The sequence below is a fragment of the Streptomyces sp. NPDC047117 genome (assembly GCF_040643545.1).
Classification (GTDB): Bacteria; Actinomycetota; Actinomycetes; order Streptomycetales; family Streptomycetaceae; genus Streptomyces.
On the sequence record NZ_JBEYUN010000003.1, the window covers coordinates 182,772 to 203,825 of the forward strand.

Annotated in this window: 21 protein-coding genes and 3 pseudogenes; 13 read left to right on the forward strand and 11 right to left on the reverse strand. The window is 68.7% G+C overall.

Annotated elements, in window-relative coordinates:
- Window positions 1-533: 533 nt before the first annotated feature.
- The 3 genes and pseudogenes from ABZ840_RS06770 to ABZ840_RS06780 form a co-directional block, all read left to right on the forward strand.
- Window positions 534-1,412, forward strand: a pseudogene (locus ABZ840_RS06770) (chitinase); the annotation flags it as partial.
- Between the two features lie 17 nt (window positions 1,413-1,429).
- On the forward strand, window positions 1,430-3,286 hold the full coding sequence (locus tag ABZ840_RS06775; RefSeq protein WP_361554421.1) for a coagulation factor 5/8 type domain-containing protein: 1,857 nt from the start codon (window positions 1,430-1,432) through the stop codon (window positions 3,284-3,286).
- 244 nt (window positions 3,287-3,530) lie between these two features.
- Window positions 3,531-4,013: a spore-associated protein A gene (locus tag ABZ840_RS06780; protein WP_361554424.1), complete on the forward strand. Its 483-nt coding sequence runs from the start codon at window positions 3,531-3,533 to the stop codon at window positions 4,011-4,013.
- Between the two features lie 36 nt (window positions 4,014-4,049).
- Here the strand turns inward: ABZ840_RS06780 and ABZ840_RS06785 are convergent, their stop codons facing one another.
- The gene (locus ABZ840_RS06785) at window positions 4,050-4,958 is read right to left on the reverse strand and encodes an aldo/keto reductase (RefSeq protein ID WP_361554427.1); all 909 of its coding nucleotides are present in this window, start codon (window positions 4,956-4,958) and stop codon (window positions 4,050-4,052) included.
- Window positions 4,959-5,270: 312 nt separating this feature from the next.
- Between ABZ840_RS06785 and ABZ840_RS06790 the strand changes: the two genes are divergently transcribed.
- Window positions 5,271-5,741 carry a DIP1984 family protein gene (locus ABZ840_RS06790; RefSeq protein ID WP_361554430.1) on the forward strand — a complete coding sequence of 157 codons (471 nt, stop codon included), beginning with the start codon at window positions 5,271-5,273 and terminating at the stop codon, window positions 5,739-5,741.
- Window positions 5,742-6,039: 298 nt separating this feature from the next.
- Here the strand turns inward: ABZ840_RS06790 and ABZ840_RS06795 are convergent, their stop codons facing one another.
- Entirely contained in the window at window positions 6,040-6,765 is a 726-nt protein-coding gene (locus ABZ840_RS06795; protein ID WP_361554433.1) for a CBS domain-containing protein, read from the reverse strand.
- Window positions 6,766-7,383: 618 nt separating this feature from the next.
- Between ABZ840_RS06795 and ABZ840_RS06800 the strand changes: the two genes are divergently transcribed.
- Window positions 7,384-8,253 carry a universal stress protein gene (locus ABZ840_RS06800; protein WP_361554436.1) on the forward strand — a complete coding sequence of 290 codons (870 nt, stop codon included), beginning with the start codon at window positions 7,384-7,386 and terminating at the stop codon, window positions 8,251-8,253.
- A gap of 126 nt (window positions 8,254-8,379) precedes the next feature.
- Window positions 8,380-10,101, forward strand: a complete 1,722-nt coding sequence (locus ABZ840_RS06805; RefSeq protein ID WP_361554439.1) for a GAF domain-containing protein — start codon at window positions 8,380-8,382, stop codon at window positions 10,099-10,101.
- Here the strand turns inward: ABZ840_RS06805 and ABZ840_RS06810 are convergent, their stop codons facing one another.
- Entirely contained in the window at window positions 10,102-10,830 is a 729-nt protein-coding gene (locus ABZ840_RS06810) for a response regulator transcription factor (protein ID WP_361554442.1), read from the reverse strand. It abuts the gene before it with no gap.
- Between the two features lie 195 nt (window positions 10,831-11,025).
- A complete protein-coding gene (locus ABZ840_RS06815) occupies window positions 11,026-12,111 on the reverse strand; it encodes a terpene synthase family protein (RefSeq protein ID WP_361554445.1) in 1,086 nt (361 codons plus the stop codon).
- Between the two features lie 2 nt (window positions 12,112-12,113).
- Here ABZ840_RS06815 and ABZ840_RS06820 point away from each other — a divergent pair, with 2 nt between their 5' ends.
- A complete protein-coding gene (locus ABZ840_RS06820; protein WP_361554447.1) occupies window positions 12,114-12,620 on the forward strand; it encodes a hypothetical protein in 507 nt (168 codons plus the stop codon).
- A gap of 77 nt (window positions 12,621-12,697) precedes the next feature.
- Here ABZ840_RS06820 and ABZ840_RS06825 read toward each other — a convergent pair whose 3' ends face one another.
- The gene (locus tag ABZ840_RS06825; protein WP_361554450.1) at window positions 12,698-13,213 is read right to left on the reverse strand and encodes an NUDIX hydrolase; all 516 of its coding nucleotides are present in this window, start codon (window positions 13,211-13,213) and stop codon (window positions 12,698-12,700) included.
- Window positions 13,214-13,271: 58 nt separating this feature from the next.
- Here ABZ840_RS06825 and ABZ840_RS06830 point away from each other — a divergent pair, with 58 nt between their 5' ends.
- A complete protein-coding gene (locus ABZ840_RS06830; RefSeq protein WP_361554453.1) occupies window positions 13,272-13,766 on the forward strand; it encodes a DUF6233 domain-containing protein in 495 nt (164 codons plus the stop codon).
- A 249-nt stretch (window positions 13,767-14,015) separates the two neighbouring features.
- Here ABZ840_RS06830 and ABZ840_RS06835 read toward each other — a convergent pair whose 3' ends face one another.
- Both ABZ840_RS06835 and ABZ840_RS06840 read right to left on the reverse strand, forming a co-directional pair.
- Complete coding sequence (locus tag ABZ840_RS06835) at window positions 14,016-14,150, reverse strand: hypothetical protein (RefSeq protein ID WP_361554456.1); 135 nt, start codon at window positions 14,148-14,150, stop codon at window positions 14,016-14,018.
- A 114-nt stretch (window positions 14,151-14,264) separates the two neighbouring features.
- Window positions 14,265-14,669, reverse strand: coding sequence for a cupin (locus tag ABZ840_RS06840; RefSeq protein ID WP_361554459.1), 405 nt, complete (start codon window positions 14,667-14,669; stop codon window positions 14,265-14,267).
- A gap of 124 nt (window positions 14,670-14,793) precedes the next feature.
- Here ABZ840_RS06840 and ABZ840_RS06845 point away from each other — a divergent pair.
- Window positions 14,794-15,003 (forward strand): annotated as a pseudogene (locus tag ABZ840_RS06845) (TetR/AcrR family transcriptional regulator); the annotation flags it as partial.
- A 128-nt stretch (window positions 15,004-15,131) separates the two neighbouring features.
- Here ABZ840_RS06845 and ABZ840_RS06850 read toward each other — a convergent pair.
- The 4 genes and pseudogenes from ABZ840_RS06850 to ABZ840_RS06865 form a co-directional block, all read right to left on the reverse strand.
- A pseudogene (locus ABZ840_RS06850) lies at window positions 15,132-15,491 on the reverse strand (hypothetical protein); the annotation flags it as partial.
- 35 nt (window positions 15,492-15,526) lie between these two features.
- A complete protein-coding gene (locus tag ABZ840_RS06855) occupies window positions 15,527-16,252 on the reverse strand; it encodes a GntR family transcriptional regulator (RefSeq protein WP_361554462.1) in 726 nt (241 codons plus the stop codon).
- A gap of 7 nt (window positions 16,253-16,259) precedes the next feature.
- Window positions 16,260-16,763, reverse strand: a complete 504-nt coding sequence (locus tag ABZ840_RS06860; RefSeq protein WP_361554465.1) for a flavin reductase family protein — start codon at window positions 16,761-16,763, stop codon at window positions 16,260-16,262.
- A gap of 26 nt (window positions 16,764-16,789) precedes the next feature.
- Window positions 16,790-17,215, reverse strand: coding sequence for an ester cyclase (locus ABZ840_RS06865; RefSeq protein ID WP_361554468.1), 426 nt, complete (start codon window positions 17,213-17,215; stop codon window positions 16,790-16,792).
- A 794-nt stretch (window positions 17,216-18,009) separates the two neighbouring features.
- Between ABZ840_RS06865 and ABZ840_RS06870 the strand changes: the two genes are divergently transcribed.
- From ABZ840_RS06870 to ABZ840_RS06885, 4 genes are read left to right on the forward strand one after another with little or no spacing between them, the layout of a single operon-like run.
- Entirely contained in the window at window positions 18,010-18,561 is a 552-nt protein-coding gene (locus ABZ840_RS06870) for an amino acid synthesis family protein (RefSeq protein ID WP_361554471.1), read from the forward strand.
- 6 nt (window positions 18,562-18,567) lie between these two features.
- Window positions 18,568-19,299: an alpha/beta hydrolase gene (locus ABZ840_RS06875; protein WP_361554474.1), complete on the forward strand. Its 732-nt coding sequence runs from the start codon at window positions 18,568-18,570 to the stop codon at window positions 19,297-19,299.
- Window positions 19,292-20,779 (forward strand): aldehyde dehydrogenase, encoded by a 1,488-nt coding sequence (locus ABZ840_RS06880; protein WP_361554477.1) that lies wholly within the window; start codon window positions 19,292-19,294, stop codon window positions 20,777-20,779. The genes ABZ840_RS06875 and ABZ840_RS06880 overlap by 8 nt, the downstream gene beginning before the upstream one ends.
- 1 nt (window position 20,780) lies before the next feature.
- Entirely contained in the window at window positions 20,781-21,050 is a 270-nt protein-coding gene (locus tag ABZ840_RS06885) for a tautomerase family protein (protein ID WP_361554480.1), read from the forward strand.
- The last annotated feature ends 4 nt before the right edge of the window (window positions 21,051-21,054 follow it).

Here is a 21,054-nt window from a genome sequence, read left to right on the forward strand (position 1 = left end):
GGCTGCCGTTGCTTTCATCTCTTGAAGTGAAGCGGATGATTCCGAATCCCTTGACGACCCTTCTTGTGACGAGTTAACTCAAGGCGTGAACAAGGTCTGGACCAGGTGTAGTTGGACTGGCCCCGGAGTCATTGCCGGCCGGCCGGACCGACGTGCGCTGCGTATGGAGAGGCAGCCAGCCCTCTCCTGAGTGTCCAGGTCTTCAACACTTCGTGGCACACGCACCACTTCGGTGCACACGCATGACTTCGTGGCACACGCAGGTCCGACGGCAGTGCGGCCGTCACGGGCCGACGCACGCTCTCCCCCCACACCGCACAGGAGCCGCTATGAGTTCACCAGCACGGCACGGAACCAGGCACAGAAGCAGGCACGAAGACAGTCACGGCAGCAGTACTCAGCGCCTGCGTTCCGTGTCGCCGCGTCGCCTCGCCCGCCGGAGCGCGATCGGCGTGGCCGCCGCTGCGGTCATCGGCGGCGCGACCATGGCGGCGGCCGACGCCGTACCGGCCGAAGTCCCCAAGGCCGCCGACGCGCCGCAGGCCGTGGCCCCGTATCTGTACAACGGCTGGGGCGATACGCCCGATCCCGCGACGGTGATGGACGCGACCGGCGTCAAGTGGTTCACGCTGGCCTTCGTTCTCAGCAGCGGCACGTGCGACCCGCAGTGGGACGGCGGCCGCCCCCTCACCGGCGGCGTCGACGCGAAGACCGTGGACGCGATCCGCGCCAAGGGCGGTGACGTCATCCCCTCCTTCGGCGGAGCCAGTGGCAGCAAGCTGGAGCAGAGCTGCCAGGACGCCTCGGCGCTGGCCGGTGCGTACCAGAAGGTGATCGACGCCTACGACCTGAAGGCGATCGACATCGACATCGAGGGCGACGCCTACAACGACCCCCAGGTGCAGCAGAAGACGATCGACGCGCTGAAGCAGGTGAAGGCCGACAACGCCGGCCTGACGACGTACGTCACGTTCCCCAGCGCCCAGGACGGCCCGGACGACAGCATGATCAAGCGGGCCGCCGACTCCGGTCTGGAGGTGGACGGCTGGACGATCATGCCGTTCGACTTCGGCGACGCCGGAGACCAGGACATGGGCGAGCTGACCAAGAAGGCCGCCGACGGCCTGAAGAACACCGTCAAGGACGCCTACGGCTACAGCGACGACGAGGCCTACCGGCACAGCGGCGTCTCGTCGATGAACGGCATCACCGACGTCAACGAGCGGGTCACCCCGGAGAACTTCGAGGCCATCCGCGCCTACGCCCAGGAACACCACCTCGCCCGGCTCACCTACTGGTCGGCCAACCGCGACCGCCCGTGCCCCGGCGCCTATCCCAACGACGACACCTGCTCCGGAGTGGACCAGGAGCCCTGGCAGTTCGCCAAGATATTCGCCGGATACACGGGCTGACGGGGCGGGGAGACACCGTGAAGCTGAACATCAACCGCAAGGGATCCACCGGAGCGGACCGGCCGCGCCACCGACGGCGCCGAGCCCTGCCCGCCGCCGCCACCGCGCTGCTCCTCGCGACCGGCACCGCAACGCTCGTCACCACGCAGAGCGCGAGCGCCGGCCCCGAACACTCCACGACGCAGACACAGGCGCTGGCGCAGAAGCAGCAGAAGCCCCTCACCGCGGCGGATGCCCCCGACCTCGGCCCCAACGTCGATGTCTTCGACCCCTCGATGTCGAAGGACGAGATCCAGTCCCGGCTCGACACCGTCTTCAAGGAGCAGGAGAAGAACCAGTTCGGCCAGGAACGGCACGCGCTGCTGTTCAAGCCGGGCAAGTACGACGTGGACGCCAACATCGGCTTCTACACGCAGATCGCCGGGCTCGGCCTGTCGCCCGACGACACCGACATCAACGGCGATGTGCATGCGGAGGCCGACTGGTTCGACGACAACGCCACCCAGAACTTCTGGCGCGGCGCCGAGAACCTGGCCGTCACCCCGGCAAACGGCACCGACCGATGGGCCGTCTCGCAGGCCGCGCCGTTCCGCCGCATGCACGTGAAGGGCAACCTTCAGCTGGACCCGCGCAACCACGGCTGGTCCAGCGGCGGCCTGCTTGCCGACACCAAGGTCGACGGTACGGTCTCCTCCGGGTCGCAGCAGCAGTACCTGTCCCGCAACACCGAGTGGAGCGGCTGGGAAGGCTCCAACTGGAACATGGTGTTCGTCGGGGCGACCAACCCACCGTCCGGCACCTTCCCCGAGCCGCCGTTCACCACGGTGGACAAGACCCCGAAGTCCCGCGAGAAGCCGTTCCTCTACGTCGACGACGCGGGCGCGTACAAGGTCTTCGTCCCCGACGTCGCCACAAACTCCCAGGGCACCACGTGGTCCGGCGGCGCGCCGAAGGGCAAGTCCCTCCCGATCGAGGACTTCTTCATCGCCAAGCCCGGCGTGAAGGCATCCGAGATCAACGCCGCGCTGGACGAGGGCAAGCAACTGCTGTTCACGCCCGGTGTCTACCACCTGGACGACACGATCAAGGTGACGAAGCCGGACACCGTGGTGCTCGGCCTCGGGCTCGCCACGCTCGTCCCGGACGGCGGGGCCACCGCCCTTTCGGTGGCCGACGCCGACGGAGCGACGATCGCCGGCGTGCTGATCGATGCCGGCAAGGAAAGCTCGGACACGTTGATGGAGCTGGGCCGGAAGGGCGCTTCGGCGGACCACTCCGCCAACCCTTCCTCGCTCCACGATGTCTATTTCCGCGTCGGCGGCGCGGGCGTCGGCAAGGCGGCCAAGAGCCTCGTCGTCAACAGCTCGGACGTCATCGGCGACCACACCTGGATCTGGCGGGCCGACCACGGCGACGGAGTCGGCTGGACGCAGAACACCGCGGACAACGGCCTGACCGTCAACGGTGACGACGTCACGATGTACGGCCTGTTCGTCGAGCACTACCAGAAGGACCAGGTGGTCTGGAACGGCAACGGCGGCCGGACGTACTTCTTCCAGAACGAGATGCCGTACGACCCGCCGGACCAGGCGGCCTGGATGGACGGCGGCACGAAGGGCTACGCCGCGTACAAGGTGGCCGACGGTGTCACCGACCACCAGGCGTACGGGCTGGGCAGCTACTGCTTCTTCAACGTCAACAAGTCGGTGGCCGCAGACCGTGCCTTCCAGGTGCCCAAGGCGGACGGGGTGAAGTTCCACCACATGGTGGCGGTCTCGCTCGGTGGCACCGGCACGATCAACCACGTCATCAACGACCAGGGCGGCCCCGCGAACACGGGCAACCAGGAGGCGTACGTGGTGGATTACCCGTAGGCGGGCCCAGCACTCTCACCCGTACGACGCGCCTCTCACGCCACCCCCCCCGCAGCGAACGGCCGCCGACCCCACACCGGCGGCCGTTCGTGTTGTTGCGGGTTGCTCGGTTGCCCGGATGCGGTGTCCGACGCCCGGCATGATGGATGGCCGCTCCCCGCACAGTGACAGAACGGTGACACACGGAGCACAACGATCCCACGGCCAGCCTTGTCTGATGTGTCAGGCGCAGTGAGCGCCACACATGACGAACTGGGGGAACATCATGAATCTCTTCCGTCGTGCTGCCACGACAGCCGCGCTGGCCACCATCACGGTCGGCGCGGTGGCCGCCTTCGCGACTCCGGCGTCCGCTGCACCCCGGACGACCACCGCCGCCGTCGCGTCCCCGGCCTCGGCGCAGGCGGTGTACAACGGTGTCTGCGGCAGCGGCTACAAGGTCGTCGACTCGACGCCGGTCGGCGACGTCGGCACGGTCTTTGTGACCTGGAACGAGTCGACGGGCAAGAACTGCGCCGTCACCATCCGGAACACGCCCGGCAACCCGCCTGTGTGGATGGCCGTCTCGCTCGCCATCGACGCCGGCCGCGACGCGCCGTACGTGGTGGACAGCGGCAACTACACGACCTATGCAGGGCCGGTGTACCTGGACGCCCGTGGCCAGTGCATCCTGTGGAACGCCGCGATCGCCGGCGTGGGCGCCAACGGCCGCGGCCACTGCGGCTGACGGACAGACGCGGGTCTTGCTTCGCGCTACGGCCCGTTATGCGTCGGCCGGCCGCAGAGAGGTGAGGCGTTCCATCTCCTCATCCGAGAGCCGCAGAGAGCCGGCCGCCACGTTCTCTGCGAGGTGGTCCGGATTACTGGTCCCCGGGATCGCCAGAACGTGCGGCCCTTGCTGCATGGTCCACGCCAGTCGGACCTGCGCGAGGGACGCACCGTGCGCGCGGGCGACGGCGCATACCGTTTCGCTGTCACCGGGTCCCGGGCCCGCCTCGCGCCCGGGCCCGGCGATCGCAAAGAACGGGACGAAAGCGATGCGGAGTTCACCACAGAGGCGCAAGAGCGCCCGGCTCTCGTTCGCCGCACCGACCCCGTACGGATTCTGCACGCAGACGACCGGGGCAATTGCTCGGGCCTCGGCCAGTTGATCAGACGTGACGTGGGAGACGCCGAGGTGGCGGATCAGCCCGGCGTCGCGCAGCTCGGCCAACGCGCCGAAGTGCTCGCCGATCGATGCGGCCCGGCGGCTCGGCGGCACGCGCAGGTTCACCACGTCCAGGTGATCGCGGCCGAGTTGGCGAAGGTTTTCCTCGACCTGGCCGCGCAACTGCTCCGGGGCGGCCCACCACCACGCGCCCGAGGGGTCGCGGCCCGGCCACACCTTCGTGGTGATGACCAGGCCCTCCGGGTACGGTGCCAGCGCCCGGTTGATCAGCTCGTTGGCGGAGCGCGTCGCGGAGAAGTAGAACGCGGCGGTGTCGATGTGGTTCACGCCGAGTTCGACCGCCCGCCGGAGCACGCCGATCGACTGCTCCCGGCCACGCGGCACGCCGCGGTCGAACGGTGCGGTGCCTGTCAGGCGCATCGCGCCGAACCCGACACGGTTGACGGTCAGGTCGCCGAGTTTCCAAGTTCGGGGGACTGCGGTTGCGTTCATCTGTTGGTTCATGGCATGCGTCTCCTCTTGTGGGCAAGGAACGGGAAACCCATGGGGCCGCGGGCGGGATCACGTCGCTCGGTGGGGCAAGCTCGCCGAGCGGATCCACCAGTGCCGGGGCGGGGCCTGGGCATGAAAAAAGCCTCCCCGGCGGATCGGAATCCGCGCCGAGAAGGCTCTACTGCTGGCCAGCACCTTAGCAGGTCGGGCAGGTCGGGAGGTCGACGGAGATGCCGTGAGGCTTCCGGGAAGAAAACCCGGTGCGTTCGCGCTGCTCGCGGTCGTATGCTCAAGCAAGATCACGACGGACGGGAGGTGGAGACAGTGAAGCTTGCTGAGGCGCTGGCAGAACGGGCGGAAGCGACGCGGCGCGTAGAACAGCTGCGAGCGCGCGTTGTCAGCAGCGCGCGCTACCAGGAGGGTGAGACACCCGCAGAGGACGCGGCTCTGCTGCTGGCCGAGGCCAGTGAGGTGATGGACTCCCTCGAGACGTTGATCCGGCGCATCAACCGGACCAATGCCGCGGTGGACATGGGGGAGGACGGTACGCTCACCGACGCGCTCGCGCGCCGGGACGTACTGCGGTTGCGCCACTCGGTGATCACCGCGGCGGCCGACGCGGCAGCGGGTACGGGCGAGCGGGGGTACGGCCGGCAGCTTCGGTCCGAGCTGAAGATGCTCTCCGCGCTCCCGGTCGCCGAGCTGCGCGGACAGGCGGACGAGCTGGCACGAGCGATCCGTGAGATCGACGTGCGGATCCAGCGGAAGAACTGGGAGGCCGATCTGCTGGACTGAGCGGTCCCGGCAGGCCGGATCGATGTGGAGCAGGTAGGCGTTTCGGAGGCGTGCACACACCGAGGGCCGGCGGTTTTCCAGCCCCTCCTGGCGCGTGAAGAGCAACGCAGGGGTTCGATTCCCCATCAACAGTGCAGCTCAGCACCGCGCACAGGTAACAGTGCACCTCGCACGGCACATCACCACGTGCAGATCCGGGCGCCGAGGGCGGGTTCGGGGTCTTCCACATCACAGCGACCGGCCATGGAGGGCCGAGCGGACTTCCTCGACTCTCTGCTGCGGGCTGCCCAGTGGGGCGTCAGATCCGTCGCAGCCACTCCTCCGCTATGCCGTGCAGTGCCTGTTCGCTGGGGCGCAAGTGGGAGTCGTCCTCCTGGTAGTCGAGGCGGTCGATGACGTCGACGACCCCGTCGACCCGGGAGGCGAACCGGACAGCAAGCGGGATTTCGCTGCTGCGCTGCAGGGTGCCCGCCAGGGTGACCACGCCGTTGTGCACGGTGACCTCCACGGTGTGCGGCTTCAGCCACAGGGTGCGGACCAGCACCTCTTCGATGATTTCTGTGCGGATGTCGTTGTCGGGGCGCAGGAACACACTCACCAGATCGCCGCGCGTGACGATGCCCATCAGGCGCCCCTCCACGTCGATGACGGGGAGGCGGTTGCAGTGGTGGCGGGCCATGAGGCCGGCTGCTTCGGTGAGGGACTGGAGCGGACCGACGGTGATGGCGGGTTTGGTCATGAGGTCGCCCGCCGTGACCGCGCGGCTCTCGGCCCGGACCATGCGCCTGCCACCCAGGTGCAGACGCCCGAAGCGCCGCGGCTTGGCCTCGTCGTGCGCAGCTGCTTGCCGTGCCATCAGGTCGGCCTCGGACACCACGCCGAGGACCTTGTCGTCACCATCGATGACCGGTACTCCGCTGATGCCGTGTTGGGCGAGCAGCGCCGCGACCTGCTTGAACGGGGTGTTGCGCTGGACGGCGACGACGTCGCGGCTCATGACATCGCTGATCGGTCGGTGGTGCATCCTGCCTCTCCCTTCCTTCCGGTCGCGCGAGACGGTGGAACTCAACTGCGCTGCGTGGCGGGCCCGGGCAAGGCGCTCGCGGGCGGCGCAGGTACGGATCGTGTGCGGTACGGGGTACCAGCCGGATACGTGCGTCCAGGGCGGTCACCGTGTCCGGCCTGGTTCAGCGGCACCGCGGCGACCGGTAGACCCTGGGAGCCGGTCGGCCCGAAAAGGGCACGTACGACATCCTCACCGGTCGCCGCGGCGATTGGGGGGGGCGCCGGCGCCGTTGCTCCGCAGCCTTCACGTGCTTCGTCATCTGCATCATCGTCACCTGCATCGCCGGCTTGCGTGCGTCCTCATCGTCCGGTGCTTCCGGCATCTCCCGCAGGGGGCCGGCGGGCCCCGGTGGCGGCTGAACGGCCCGGGACGCTGTGCCGATCGGCAGTGAGGGCCACACTCCCGGGCAGAGCCCATGCGGGGCCTTGACCCACCGACGACGCTCGAAGGGCAGGTGAACCGGCCGCATCGGTGGGGCCGAAAGTCCCTCGGGCGGACCCGCATCGGCCCCTGCCGTCGGGGCGCCGGGCGGCCGAAGCTGATGGCGAGTGGCCCGGTCTGGAGAAGGGCACAGCCATGGAACAGCCGCTGGTAGTGGGATGCGACGGATCCGACTCAAGTTTGGAGGCAGTGGAGTGGGCAGCGGGTGCGGCCGCCCGGTACGACTGCCCGCTGCGCATTGTGTACGCCTCCCGATGGGAGAGGTACGAGGGGCACCTCCTCGACCTGTCGACCGAACCATCCGCCGAACGCCTCATGGAGGAACAGGTCATCGGTGTCGCTGCCGAGCGGGCCAACCGGCGCGTGCCAGGGCTCAAGGTCACCACGCATCTCCTGCCGGACGACCCCACGGTGGCGTTGCTGGAAGAAGCCCACCATGCGAAGGCCGTGGTTGTCGGGCACCGGGGCCGCGGTCGACTGGCGTCGTTGCTGCTCGGGTCGGTCGGACTCGTCGTGGCAGCGCGGGCCCGCTGCCCTGTCGTGGTCGTACGCGGCCGCCCCAACCGTGTGCCCGGCGTGATGCGCAAGGTGGTGCTGGGTATCGGTGCGGGGCGTCGCGAGGCGGCGGCCGTGGCCTTCGCGTTGCGCGAGGCGGCGGCGCGCAGGTGTGAGGTCGAAGCCGTGCACGCATGGCGATGCGGCATCGGGGAGATGTCCGAGCACCAGGCACCGCACAGTGAGTGCCGGGCAGAGCATGAGCGACAGGCGGAGCTCCTGTTCGAGGAGGTGCTCGCGGAGCAGCCGGCCGAGCGCCAGGTGACGGTGAAGCGCCGCACTGTCGAGGGGCCGGCGGGCGGAACCTTGGTGGCGGCGTCGGAGAGCGCCGATCTGCTCGTGGTGGGCGCCCGCCGGCGCCAGGGCCGCGCCGGCCTGCAGCTCGGGCCGGTGAATCATACGGTGCTGCATCACGCGCAGTGCCCGGTAGCGGTCGTACCGGAGAGCTGAGCTGTGTCCGATCGTTCGCATGACGGCTCGAAGGGACCTGTGCCCGCGGGAGGCAAAACACCGCCAACGGGCTACTCTGCGGAGAGGGGAGCGAATCGGTCGCGAGGGAGCGGGGAGGCGCGCTCCATGCCGAACTCGGGGAGCCACGAGCGCCGCTCTGTGTTGCCGCAGTTACGCCTGGACCAGCTGCTCGACGAGTTGCAGTTCCGCCTGGACAGCGCCCGCGCCACGCACGAGCGCATGCAGAGCCTGCTTGAAGCGGTGCTCAGCGTCGGCAGCGACCTGGACGTCGAACAAGTGCTGAAGCACATCATCGAGGCGGGCGTCGTGCTCGCCGACGCCGAGTACGGCGCACTGGGTGTCGTCGAGAACGGACAACGGCTCTCCCGGTTCCTTCCGGTGGGCATCTCGGAACAACTGGCCGCGAAGATAGGAGATTTACCATCCGGGCATGGCATCCTCGGGGAGCTGATCCGCCACCCCGAGCCGCTGCGGCTCACCGACCTCGCCGAGCACCCCAGCAGCTACGGATTTCCTCCGAACCACCCGCCGATGCGTACCTTCCTCGGCGTACCGATTCGCGTCCGTGACGAGATCTTCGGCAACCTCTACCTCACCGAGAAACGGGGCGGGGCGCAGTTCGACGCCGACGACGAGGCCGTGCTCACGATGCTCGCGGTGGCCGCCGGAGTGGCCATCGACAACGCACGGCTGTACCACGAGAGCCGGACGCGCGAACGGTGGCTGGAAGTGCTCGGCGAGATCACCAGGGCCCTGCTGTCCGGAGCCGACACCAGGGAAGCGCTGGACCTGATCGCCCGGCACAGCGGGGAGCTCGCCGACGCGGACTGTGTGGCCGTCTTCCTGCCGGACGCGGATACGGGAGGGCTGCGGGCAGTGGTGGTGCACGGTGCGGATGCCGCACATCTTGCCGACGCCGTCGTGCCGCGCAACGGCTCACTGGTGGGGCTGGCGGCCCGTACCGGAGAGCCGGCGGTCACCGGCGACCTGAGCGCTGACTCCCGCGATTGCACCGCGCCTGCCGGATCGCAGGCCACCGGCCCGGCAGTGGCGGTACCGCTGTTGCGGGACCAGCAGGAGGCGGGCTCGATCCGGTTGAGCCGCGTACGGGGGCGCCCGGCCTTCACGGACCACGACGTCACCCTGCTCTCCGGCTTCGCCGAACAGGCTGCGCTCGCTCTTGAGCTGGACCGCAGGCGGCGGGAGTCGGAGCAGCTGGACGCGCTGCGGGAGCGCGACCGTATCGCCCGTGACCTGCACGACCTGGCCGTGCAACGGCTGTTCGCCACCGGGATGACGCTGCAGAGCGCCACTCGCCTGATCGAGCGGCCGGAAGCGGCACTGCGCGTCGGGCGGGCCGTTGACGACCTCGACGAGACGATAAAAATCATCCGCTCCACCATCTTCGGCCTGCGCACCTCGGCCCAGCCACGGGAGCAGGCGGGGCTACGGCGACGTACCCTCGACGTGGTCGCCAAAGTCGGCGAGGCCCTCGGCTTCACGCCCTCGCTGCGGATGGACGGCCCGGTCGACACCGACATCCCCGCTGAGATCGCCGAGCACATCCTCGCCGTACTGACCGAGGCGCTGAGCAATACGGCCCGGCACGCGCGCGCCCGCCGTGCGGACGTGACGCTGTCCGTGGCGGACGAGGTGGTACTCACCGTCACGGATGACGGAGTCGGCCTGGAATGCGTGCCGAGGAATGGCAGCGGCCTGGCCAACATGCGGGGCCGCGCGGAGTTGCTGGGCGGCGGCATGGTTCTTGAGACCCCGGCCGGTGGCGGAACGCGGATCGTATGGCAGGTGCCTCTGACCACCGCGTGATCATGTGTGCTGGTCAGGGGGGCGAGGTGGATCCTCCCGGTCGCGTACGCGCTCCGCGATCACCGCGGCCTGAATGCGTCGCTCCACCTTGAGCTTCGACAGGATGGTGGATATCCGGTTCTTCACGCTCTTCTCGGCGAGGTAGAGACGGTCGGCGATCTGACGGTTGGTGAGTCCCTCGCCGACCAGGTCCAGGATCTCCCGTTCCCGCGGGGTCAGGCGAGCGAGCTCAGGAGGTCCGGTGGGCGTCGCCGGGCCTCGGACACGCGTCAGGACGCGGGCCGTCACTTCGGGGGAGAGCATGGACTTGCCGGAAGCCACCGTCCGCACGGCGGCCACCAGGTCCGACCCCTTGATCTGCTTGAGGGCGTAACCTGCGGCACCGGCCATGATGGCGTCGAAGAGCGCTTCGTCGTCGTCGAAGGAGGTCAGCATCAGGCAGGCGAGACCGGGCAGCCGGGCGCGCAACTCCCGGCAGACCATGATGCCTTCGTCATCGCCGTGCTCTTCGGAGGAGCCCAAACGGACGTCGAGTACGGCAACATCGGGTTGGAGCGCCGGGACACGGGCAAGCGCCTGACGGGCGTCCGCCGCGTCGCCCACCACCGCCATGTCCGGCTCGGTGTCGAGGAGATCGCGCAGCCCACGGCGGACGACTTCGTGGTCGTCCAAGAGGAACACCCTGATGGGCTCATGCTCACCGTCATCGGGCCCCGGTGTGAAGTTCATGATTCACGCTCCCGCAAAGTGCCACGCATGGTGCTGGGCAAAGTGCCTGTAGCTGCCGCGGTACGCCGTACTCCCTTCGACGCGCTCAGGGAGCAGCCCCTCCTGCAACCCCGCCATCAGCGTGTCGCCACCGCAGCCCAGGAGGCCATGGGCCATCAGTCCCTTGCACGGCGCCGGTCGGCCCGCGCGACGGAACTACGGCGAGGTCGCAGAGCTCGGCGCTGGGCAGGTCATGCGGGGATGGTGGCCCACCACCAGTCGAAGGAGGGCAGAGGGGGCGGGGTGGTGTCGGCTGCCGTGTCCCGGGTGGTGGGAGCGGGGACGGTGGGGGAGACGGGTACGGCGCCTCGTCCGTCGAGGTAGGGAGCGGTATAGCGGTTGGTGAACCGGATGTCCACGACCACCCGGACGAGCTGCCCGACGTCCCTGGCTGGCGTAGGCAGTGACCGCTTCGCGCGATTCCTGGCTCAGCCGGCTGTGCGGTTTCATGTGGAGGGCCAGGATGCGGTTGCGCAGTGCCACGGTCGTGGCGAGTGCTTCCGCCTGGTCGCAGGCATAGTGGTCCGCCAGTAAGGAGATGATGCCGCCTCCTCCGCCCTGGTCGGTCAGTGCCTCCCGGGGCGCTGAGTAGATGTCGTCGTCGATGAGGGTGATGACTTCGGCCGTTTCGGTGAGCGCCTCTACCTGCGGTTCTTTGCGTTCCTCGTCCGTGAGGGGGCGCTGGTGAACCAGGTCGAGGACGTCGGTGCAGGCGGCCAGGCCGAAGGTGTTCCGCCGCAGCGTGAGGTACTCGTCGGGCGAGGGCCGGTGGTCTCCGTCGAGGAGGAAGACCTCCCAGCAGTCGCCGAGGTAGGCCCGGAGCCAGACGGCTTCCCATGACGCATAGCGGTCGGGAGGCATGAGCTCCTGGGCGCGGCGCGCGATGTCCCTGAATGCCTGCCGCCACGGCCCGGTGGGTTCGGGAGCGACTTCGGGGCGTTCCAGCAGGCTGACCCGTGCCAGGAGCTCGGCGATCGTCTCGGCGCGGGGAGCGGTGCGGAGCCGGTGCTGGAGGACGTCGTCCCAGAGAAACGTGTAGACCGTAAAGTCGGCGAACAGTTGCAGGTAGTCGGTCCGCGCCTCGGGGAACTGGCCGACGACGGCGCTGATCAGGCCGCTGGACCGGATATGGGCGAGCTGCTGTGGTTCGCAGGCGCCGGCATTGGTGCAGCAGCACGTGGGCCGTCCGGCAGCGCGTTGGTCGTGATCAGCGGCAGCGCCGACGATCGTACTAGGGTGCACCGGTGGGCAATGCGATATCGCGTAAGGCGAGCAACGGGCAGCAGAGCGAGTCGAAGGGCGAGCCGAAGCGAGAGCCGAAACCGGCATGGGGCTGGCGCGCCCTCGGGCTGCTGCTCGGTCTCGCGATCCTCCTTGTCGGCGTCGGGGCTCTCCTCGTCAACGGTGTCCAGGGGGTGCAGGCCACGGGACTGGTCGGCACTCGCGGCACGTTCACGGTCGACCACTGCGTCGACCACAACCCCAGCGGGAAGAACTCGGATTACGAGTGCGGTGGCGACTTCGTCCCTCGTGGTCGGAGCGACGACGACGGCTGGAGCGGAAAGCTCGAGAACGCGGACGACTACCGGGCCGGCACGAAGCTCGCCGTGACCGAGGCCTGGGGCAGCGAATGGCGGTTCAGGGAGGTCGGTGTCGGCGCGGTCCTGGAATCCGGTATGTGGTTCTGCTTCGGGCTCGTGTTCCTCGCGATGGGCTTCTTCCAGTCCCGCAAGTGGGCGAGAAGCTTCTAGAAGTAGGCAGTGGGCAGCCCTGGGTTCCTCGGCCTGCGGGTGCGGCCGGCCGGGTCGATCATGACGACCGGGGTCGGTCAGATCCACTGATAGTTGGTGTCGTCCAGGGCCGGCAGGAGAGCATCGGCAGCGTCGAGAGGTGCGGTGGGGCCGGCCAGTTCGGCGAGTGGGACCGGTGGGAAGAGCGCCTTGCCGGCCGTGCCCTTGTGGCGGCACCAGGTGAGGTGTCCGGTGCCAACAGTGTCGTCGTACTCGACGGCGCGAAGCCGGGCGCGGGTGCACCGGTCGATGTGAAGGCGGAAGACGAGGTGGAGTTTGCGGGGCGGGGTACTGCCGGGGCGGGTGACCATGGCGTCCTGGAGCCAGGTCAGCTGTGGGGCGCTGTCCAAGGCCGCAACGTCCAGTCCGAGCTCTTCGTCGAGTTCGCGCGCGAGGGCCTGAGGGATGGCTTCACCGGGTTCGACGTTGCCGCCCGGCAGGGTGTATTGATCTCGCCCGTTCTTGAGGCGGTGGATGAGGGCGACCTCGTCGCCATGGAATACGGCCGCGGCGACGCGGATCTTGATCTGGACGAATGATTCGGCAGACGTCACTGAGGAGCTTCTCCTTCGGTGGGCGAGTGCACTGGCGCTACCGTCCTATGATCCGGCCATGGCGGAGGAAGAGATGGCTGGGGAAGTCGACGACGACAGGCCGCGTGGGCCGTACGCGCGGGTGCACCTGCCGGACGGCCAGGACATCTACGCGACCGTCCGCAGTCGTGAGCAGGACCCGACCGGCGCCTGGTGGTACACGCTGGAGATCGTCCTGCCGGATCGGTTGCCTGCCGTCGGCGGACCTGTCCAGCAGGGCCGTGTCATCAGCTTCACGGCCGGCTACCCGACGGTGGAGCCGATCGAGGGGCAGGACTACAGCGTCCTGAACCCGGACCGGCAAGGGTCGGGGCCGCCGGGCCGCTGGCGCGTCTCGATCGACCGCGACGGGCTGGAGTGGGTGCACCGCTCCGACTGCGCTCAGGCCGGTGACACCTGGATCTCGGACCAGGATGCTCTGACACGGCTGAGTGATCCCGAGCGTGCGCGGCCCTGCCCTGTCTGCCGGCCCGAGGCCGTACTGCAGACGTTGCCCTACGCACCGGAGGGGTAGGTCGACACCGGACCACGCCTTTCGCCGCAGGTCATAGCCATTGTTCGTGCGGGGGCATCGTGCCTGCGGCGTCGCGGTCAGCGCCCGGCGTCGCGCTGTCGGACGCATCGCGGGCACACCCACATGCGGCCCAGCAGCCGTACGTACACCGCCTCCGGGTGCTCGGGACACCGCAGGTCGTTCGAGTCTCCCTGGTGCCGCACCGAAGGCATGCGCAGCAGGTACGGCTCGGCCCAGCGGCGCCCTTGTTCATCCCTCTCCATCGTCGCCGTCCTCGGTATCGTCCTCGGGCGGCGGCTCAGGATCGGACGCCTGCTCCTTGTCGAACAGCGGGTAGCCGTCGACGTCGTAGATCGCGTCGTCGTCCCCATTGCGGCGTGCCATGACGCTCCCTCAGCCGGATGCGGTGCACATACCGTAGCGCTGCTGCCTGCGCCGGGCTACGACGGGATGCGGCTTGCTGTGGCCCGGCGATTCGCCTGCCGGGCCGCGTTCCGCTCAGCGAGTGTCGGTGCGCTTTTCGAGGCGGGTGCCGTGGCGAAGGGCGATCGACATCAGGTCGCTCGGAGCATCCAGTTCCAGGCGGTGCCAGCGGCCGCGGGGGACGATCGCGGCGGTTCCTGCCCGCAGCTGCACCACCTCCTCGGCATCGCCGGGCGTGGCGGGACGGAAGCAGAGGCGGATGCCGCCGGTCAGGCAACACACCGCCTCCTCGGCATGCGGGTGCATTTCCCAGTGGTCGGCGTGCACGTCCGAGTCGGTCTCCACGTGGAACGTCGCAACGTGCCAGGTGCCGGAGTCGCTGCTGGTCATCCGGCGTTCGGCCGCTCGGACATCATCGTCGGGGCAGAGGTGCAGTGCCGAGGCGAACAGATCCACGGGGGAGAGGGGCGTGGTGGTCATGACGGCGTTCCTTCCAGTTGATTCTCTGCGGGGGCGGGGGCGGGGGCGGGGGCGTGGCAGGCGTCCCGCGCCGCCGGCGGGGCAGCACGCCGATCGCCACGACCGCCGCGAGTACGAAGAGGGCGCCGGAGAGATCGTGGTCCGTACGACAGCGGCCCGGCGGCGTACAGAGGACGACCGTCCCACCTACCGGGAACGAGTCTTCGCCGACCTCGACGCGAGCGAGACACCCCGCTTGGCGCAAGTCGCCGATCAATGGGCGCAGTTGACTGCCGAGGACACCTGCGTAAATGGGCTCCGAGCCCTGGTGGATGGCCTTCTCACTACCCACTGACGGTCCCCGACGCGTGTGCGGGGCCGCACGGTCCTGCTCAGCCCTCCCGCGCCCACGGCCGCAGCTTCTCCGGGTGACGGACCGCCCAGATCCGGGTGACGCGTCCGTCGGAGATGTTTGACGATGGTTCATGACGGCCGTCCGCCGAACTGCCAATTGTGGACCTCGATGTCTGCGTACCGGTACCGGTCCGGGGCCAGAACGGTGCGTGCCGTCTCCGCGTCCGGCGCTTGGACCAGTGCCGCTGTACCCAGCCATGTGGTTCCGTCATCGGACAGCAGAGGCCCGTAGGCGATCAGGTCGTCCCGGTCGGGTGGCACGGTGGTGTCGATGACCTCGCCCGAGCCCAGGCCGAGCACCAGGAATCGGTTGCCGCCGGTCCGGCCACCGGGGAATTCCCACATCGTGCGCCCCAGCACGTTGCGCCACCGACGCAACAGCACGTCCCGGTAGACACCGGCCTGGTAGCCCGGCTCGTCATAGGCGAACGTGTGTGCGTCAGCCGCGTCGGCCAGGTCGCGCGTCACCTCCTTTTCGTGCTCGCGCCCGCACTGCCGATGGGCAGCCCTGCCAGTAGTGCGCGGCGACTGGCCCTTACGTGCTCGCGCATGATGTGTTCGACGCTGTCGACGTCCTTCTCAAGGATCAGCTCCAGGACGAGATGGTGCTCGCGGTCGGATTCCAGGGCACGCCCTGGCTGGCTCAAGGATGTTTTGACCAGCCGGGAGTAAGCCAATTGGTTCATCAGCATCCGGTAGTGGGCCTCCAGCTTGCTGTTGTCGGCGCCGACGATGAGCACGTCATGGAATTCCTGGACCAGTTGGGCGTGCCGTTCCCGGTCGTCCTGCGCCACGGCTTCATCGGCCTCGCGCAGGTTCTGCTCCAGCATGTCGATTTCCGGCACCCGGCCGCGTTGGGCGAGGAGGCGGGCGGCGGCCCCTTCGATGAGTTCCTTCATTTCGAAGAGCTCAGTGATCTCGCGGCGGGACGGTGTGGTGACGAAGGTGCCGACGCGCGGCCGCACCTCGACCAGCCCTTCGGCCTGGAGCTGCTTGAGGGCCTCGCGGGCCGGCGTACGGCTCACACCGAACTCCTCGGCCAATGCGATCTCCGAGAGCGGAGCGCCGGGCTCGATGTCGCCCATGATGATGCGGCGCCGCATCTCGGCGGTGACCCTGACCTGCATGGAACCGTTCTTCGCTCCGTCGGTGCCGCAATTCACCGGGCCGGCCCCCGTCGTTGTGGTCATCCGCCGGTCATCCCAGCGGCGCGAGGGCGCCACCGTCGAAGAACGTGCCCGCGCTGTAGACCATCGGGGGCGTCTCCGTGACCGCGGCGTGCACCACACGGCAGATGAAGACGGTGTGGGTGCTGGCCTGGAGCCGTTCCCGGATCTCGACCTCCATCTGTGCGCTGCTGCGAGAGATCAGCGGGCTTCCGAACGGGCCGGCCTCCCATTCCAGGTCCTTGAACTTGTTGTCGGACTTCCTTGCGAACGTGTTGACGACGTCGAGCTGGTCAGTGGAGAGAATGTTGATCGCAAGGTGGTCGGCCCGGAAGAGGCAGTCGTGTGTGGAGGAGGTGTGCTGTACGCACACCATTACCGTGGCGGGGTCGAGCGAGATGCTGGAGAACGCGTTGACCGCCAGCCCCCTGGGGATGCCCTCGTCCATCGCGGTCACGACCGTGACGCCGGTGACGAACTGCCGGTTGACCTGCTTCATCAGGTCGATGTCGGGCTGCGCGGAAAGCGTGGTCATGGAAGTGCTCCTAGTCATTGTGGCCGTCAGTCCTGTCCCACCCGGATGATGCCGAGTGCCGAGAGCAGCGCTCGGGGATCCCACGTCACGAACTCCTCGACGATGCGATCTCCTTCGAATCGGGCGAACGTGGCGCCGCTCACCTCGACGTGCCGCTTGGTGGCGGGCACACCGAGAAGAGCGTTCTCGTGGGTTCCGCTGCTGTGCCAGCGGATCGCCGCCCTGTCGCCGTCGACCACGACGTCGTCGAGGGTGGTGACCAGGTCGGGAAATGCCGACCTGGTGGAGACGATGGAGGCTTTGAAGGCGCTCAGGTTCTGCGCGTGTCCGTCGCCGCCGTGCCGGCGGTAGGCGGGGCTGAGCAGTTGGTCGAGGGCGTCGACATCCCCCTGGCCCCAGGCCGCGGCCCACACCTGCTCGATGAGCTTTCGACGTGCTTCGGTGGTCGACATTCTCTTCTCCTTTCGGTGCGCGCCCGGCTCTCTTCGGGCAGCCGGTGCCAGGGCCGCTGCCCGCGGGCGCTTGAGGAAGGGCGGGGCGCCCGGAACTCGGTGTGCAGGGACGCACCGAGCGGAGCGGGGGAGTGGATGTGCTCCCTGCCCGGGTACGTCAACGGCGCCCGGAGGCGCGCTGGTCTGGCATACAAGAAGTAGTAAGACGTCTCGAAGATTCAGTGTCAAGGGTCCGGTGGGGACGGATCGCCTCAGTGCGTGTGCATATTGGACAGTGGGCAGTTCAGGCGGTCATTGCAGTGCCGACGAAGCGGCCCTGGTGCTGGCACGGAGAACTCTTTGGCCTTGCCCCCTTGACCCATGCAAGTGGGATGCCTACCGTCTGTGCCATGCAAGAGCTCATCGCGGATCGGTCTGACGGGAGCATCGGTCTCCGTACGCTGGTGCTCTACCGCGACGGGCGTGCGCGACCCGCACAGCCACGCGGCGAGCAAGTGCCACTGCGGTAGCAGGGCACACCCGCGGGCACGGCCCCCCATCCGGGCACGGCCCTTCATCCGACACGCGCACCGGGGTTCGTGGGGCGCAGAGCGTCTCGCACCGGCCTGCCCGTACCCAGCACCCCTGGCTGACATTTCGCGTACGGGCGAAACACCCTCGTCAGTGTGTCGCCGAGCGAGCATCGCCCGGCCCGGGCGTAGGGGCACCGCAAGCCATACCGCGCACCGCAAGCCTCATCGGGCACCGCAAACCGGCGCCGCCATCATCGTTGCCACCTTGAAGGAAGTCCTGCCATGAACGTTCGCAAGATCGTGACCACCGTCGAGGAGATCCGCACGGAAGGAGGCCGCCAGGTCACCCCCGCCGCCCGGGTCGCCATCGTCGCAGCGGTGATCGAGAACCCATGGGCCGGCCAGGGCTTCGTCGAGGATCTTGCTCCCGGCATCGAGGCCACCGCTTCCGATCTCGGTGCGCTGCTGGCCCCGGCGGTACTCGATGCTCTTGGTGAACCTGCCGAGGCCTACGGCAAGGCGGCCATCGTCGGCCTGAACGGCGAAATCGAGCACGGCTCGGCGCTCATTCACACGCTCAAGTTCGGCGACCACTTCCGTAAGGCCGCCAACGCCACCACCCTGCTGCCGGCAGTCGAGAAGCGCGCGGATGCCGGTGCTGTCTTCGACATCCCGCTGAAGCACATCACCGACGCGACCATTCGCTCGCACCATCAGACCGTCGAAGCCCGGGTCGCCGACGCCCCCCACCGCGACGAAATCCTCGTCGCGCTTGCCGCCGCTGCCCAGGGGCGTCCCCAGCAGCGCCTGGCGTCGCTCTCGACCGAGCAGTAGGCACGCATGAGCAAGCCCACCGTCGTACTGCTGCACGGGGTCGGGCTCGACCACACCATGTGGGAGCCCACCGCCGCACTGCTGACCGACCGATTCACCGTGCTCACCCCCGACCTGCCGGGCCACGGCACCCGCCCGCCGGCGGACGACAAGGTGACACTCGCAGACCTGGCAGAAGGGGTCGCCGACCGGATCCCGGCCGGCTCACACCTCGTCGGTTTCTCCCTGGGTGCGCTCGTTGCCCAGCACCTGGCACTGCACCGCCCGGAGCTGGCAGCCACGCTGACCTCGGTCAGCTCGGTGTGCCGGCGGACACCCGAGGAGCGGGAGTCCGTCCTCGCCCGGCTCGGCCGGTCGGAGTCGGACTTCACGGCGAGTACCGCCGCATCCCTGGAGCGGTGGTACGCCGGCACCGGCGTCGACCCCCAATGGGTTGCGCGTACCGAGGCAACGCTGCGGGGAAACGATGTCCGGTCCTTCCTCAACTGCTACCGCGTGTTCGCCACGGCAGATGCCGAACTCGGCCCCGACCTGGAAAGCATCACCACGCGAGCGCTTGCCGTCACCGGGGAGAACGATCCCGGCTCCACCCCTGAGATGACCTACCGGCTCGCCTCGGCGCTTCCCCACTGCCGAGCGGTGGTCGTCCCCGAGGCGCGTCACATGCTGCCCGTCGAGCGCCCCGAGACCTTCGCCGACTGCCTCACCACCTTCATCGGAGAGTGCGCATATGCCTGACCGCACCACGCTGCAGCACTTCATCGGCGGCACGTGGGTCGAGCCCGCGTCCGGCGAATACTTCGAGAGCACCAACCCGGCCACCCGACAGGTGCTCTACCGGGCTGCCCGCGGGAACGCCGCCGACATGGACCGGGCCGTGGCGGCCGCGAACGCCGCCTTCGAGGACCCGCGCTGGCGTGACCTCAGTCAGACCCGCCGCGGACATCTGCTGCGCCGGCTCGGCGACCTGATCGCGGAGAACGCCGAAGACCTGGCCCGCATGGAGTCGCAGGACAACGGCAAGCTGCTGCGCGAGATGCGCGGGCAACTGGCCACCCTGCCGGAGTACTACCACTACTACGCCGGCCTGGCGGACAAGATCCATGGCGACTTCATCCCCACCTCCGACCGCCAGGTACTGAACTACACGGCGCGCGAGCCGCTGGGCGTCGTCGGTGCGATCACGCCCTGGAACTCCCCACTCACGTTGACCAGCAGCAAGCTGGCACCTGCGCTCTGCGCCGGCAACACCGTCGTGATCAAGCCCTCGGAGTACACCTCGGCCACCGTGCTCAAGCTCGCCGAGCTGGCGCTGGAGGCCGGGTTCCCACCGGGTGCGGTGAACGTCGTCACCGGATTCGGGGCAGAGGCCGGCCAGGCACTGGTAGACCACCACGGCCTCGGGAAAATCTCCTTCACGGGCAGCACCGCCACCGGCTCGCGCATCGCCGCGGCGACCGCGAGCCGTTTCATCGGCTCGACCCTGGAGCTCGGCGGCAAGTCGCCCAACATCGTCTTCGAGGACGCCAACATCGCGAACGCCGCGATGGGCGTTGTGGCCGGCATCTTCGCGGCCGCCGGGCAGACCTGCATCGCCGGCAGCCGGGTGTTCGCCCACCGGTCCGTCTACGACGAACTCCTTGAGCGAGTGTGCGAGCGCGCGAAGACCATCCGTATCGGCGACCCGCTGGACGAGGCCACCGAACTCGGCCCGCTCGCCTTCGCGGAGCAGCGCAACAAGGTTGCCGAGTACGTCGACCTCGGGCGCGACGAGGGTGCCCGCGTGCTGACCGGCGGCAACCCCACCGACGGCGGCCTCGGCGGCTACTTCTACGAGCCCACCGTGCTGGTGGACGTCGACAACAGCATGCGCGTCGTGCGCGAGGAGATCTTCGGGCCCGTCCTGGCGGTCATGCCGTTCGACACCGAGGAGGAGGTCGTCCGCCTGGCGAACGACACCGAATACGGCCTCGCGGCCGGCGTCTGGACGCAGAACCTCTCGCGGGCCCACCGGATGGCGGCGCGGCTGGATGCCGGAACCGTCTGGGTGAACACCTACCGGGCCATGTCGCCGATGTCCCCGCGGCAGGGCTTCAAGACCAGCGGTGTCGGCGTCGAGCACGGTACCGAAGCGATCAAGGAGTACACCCGGCTCAAGAGCGTCTGGATCAACACGAGCGAGGAGCCCGTGGCCGACCCGTTCACGATGCGGAGCTGACATGCCCCAGATCGCGATCACCATCGCCGAGGGCCGCACGCCGGAGCAGCTCCGGAGCATGATGCACGAGGTGCATGCCGCGGTGCTCCGTACCGCGAACACCCGCCCCGAGCACATCCGGGTCGTCGTCCACGAGGTACCCCGGACGCACTGGGCGACAGGTGACACGACCCTTACCGAGATGGATGCCGCGGCTGCGCGGCCTGCCGTTGCGACGGCCGAAGACCACAGCGATCAGGACGCCGCGCCGGGCGCCGGGTCGCTTCCGTAGACAC

Coding starts and splice junctions, on each gene's coding strand:
- ABZ840_RS06860 (WP_361554465.1), bottom strand. CDS start 16,763: ATGACCACGCTTTCCGCGCAGCCCGACATCGACCTGATGAAGCAGGTC.
- ABZ840_RS06835 (WP_361554456.1), bottom strand. CDS start 14,150: ATGGCACGCCGCAATGGGGACGACGACGCGATCTACGACGTCGACGGC.
- ABZ840_RS06795 (WP_361554433.1), bottom strand. CDS start 6,765: ATGCACCACCGACCGATCAGCGATGTCATGAGCCGCGACGTCGTCGCC.
- ABZ840_RS06805 (WP_361554439.1), top strand. CDS start 8,380: ATGCCGAACTCGGGGAGCCACGAGCGCCGCTCTGTGTTGCCGCAGTTA.
- ABZ840_RS06785 (WP_361554427.1), bottom strand. CDS start 4,958: ATGAACCAACAGATGAACGCAACCGCAGTCCCCCGAACTTGGAAACTC.
- ABZ840_RS06830 (WP_361554453.1), top strand. CDS start 13,272: ATGGCGGAGGAAGAGATGGCTGGGGAAGTCGACGACGACAGGCCGCGT.
- ABZ840_RS06885 (WP_361554480.1), top strand. CDS start 20,781: ATGCCCCAGATCGCGATCACCATCGCCGAGGGCCGCACGCCGGAGCAG.
- ABZ840_RS06810 (WP_361554442.1), bottom strand. CDS start 10,830: ATGAACTTCACACCGGGGCCCGATGACGGTGAGCATGAGCCCATCAGG.
- ABZ840_RS06780 (WP_361554424.1), top strand. CDS start 3,531: ATGACGAACTGGGGGAACATCATGAATCTCTTCCGTCGTGCTGCCACG.
- ABZ840_RS06855 (WP_361554462.1), bottom strand. CDS start 16,252: ATGACCACAACGACGGGGGCCGGCCCGGTGAATTGCGGCACCGACGGA.
- ABZ840_RS06880 (WP_361554477.1), top strand. CDS start 19,292: ATGCCTGACCGCACCACGCTGCAGCACTTCATCGGCGGCACGTGGGTC.
- ABZ840_RS06840 (WP_361554459.1), bottom strand. CDS start 14,669: ATGACCACCACGCCCCTCTCCCCCGTGGATCTGTTCGCCTCGGCACTG.
- ABZ840_RS06870 (WP_361554471.1), top strand. CDS start 18,010: ATGAACGTTCGCAAGATCGTGACCACCGTCGAGGAGATCCGCACGGAA.
- ABZ840_RS06800 (WP_361554436.1), top strand. CDS start 7,384: ATGGAACAGCCGCTGGTAGTGGGATGCGACGGATCCGACTCAAGTTTG.
- ABZ840_RS06865 (WP_361554468.1), bottom strand. CDS start 17,215: ATGTCGACCACCGAAGCACGTCGAAAGCTCATCGAGCAGGTGTGGGCC.
- ABZ840_RS06875 (WP_361554474.1), top strand. CDS start 18,568: ATGAGCAAGCCCACCGTCGTACTGCTGCACGGGGTCGGGCTCGACCAC.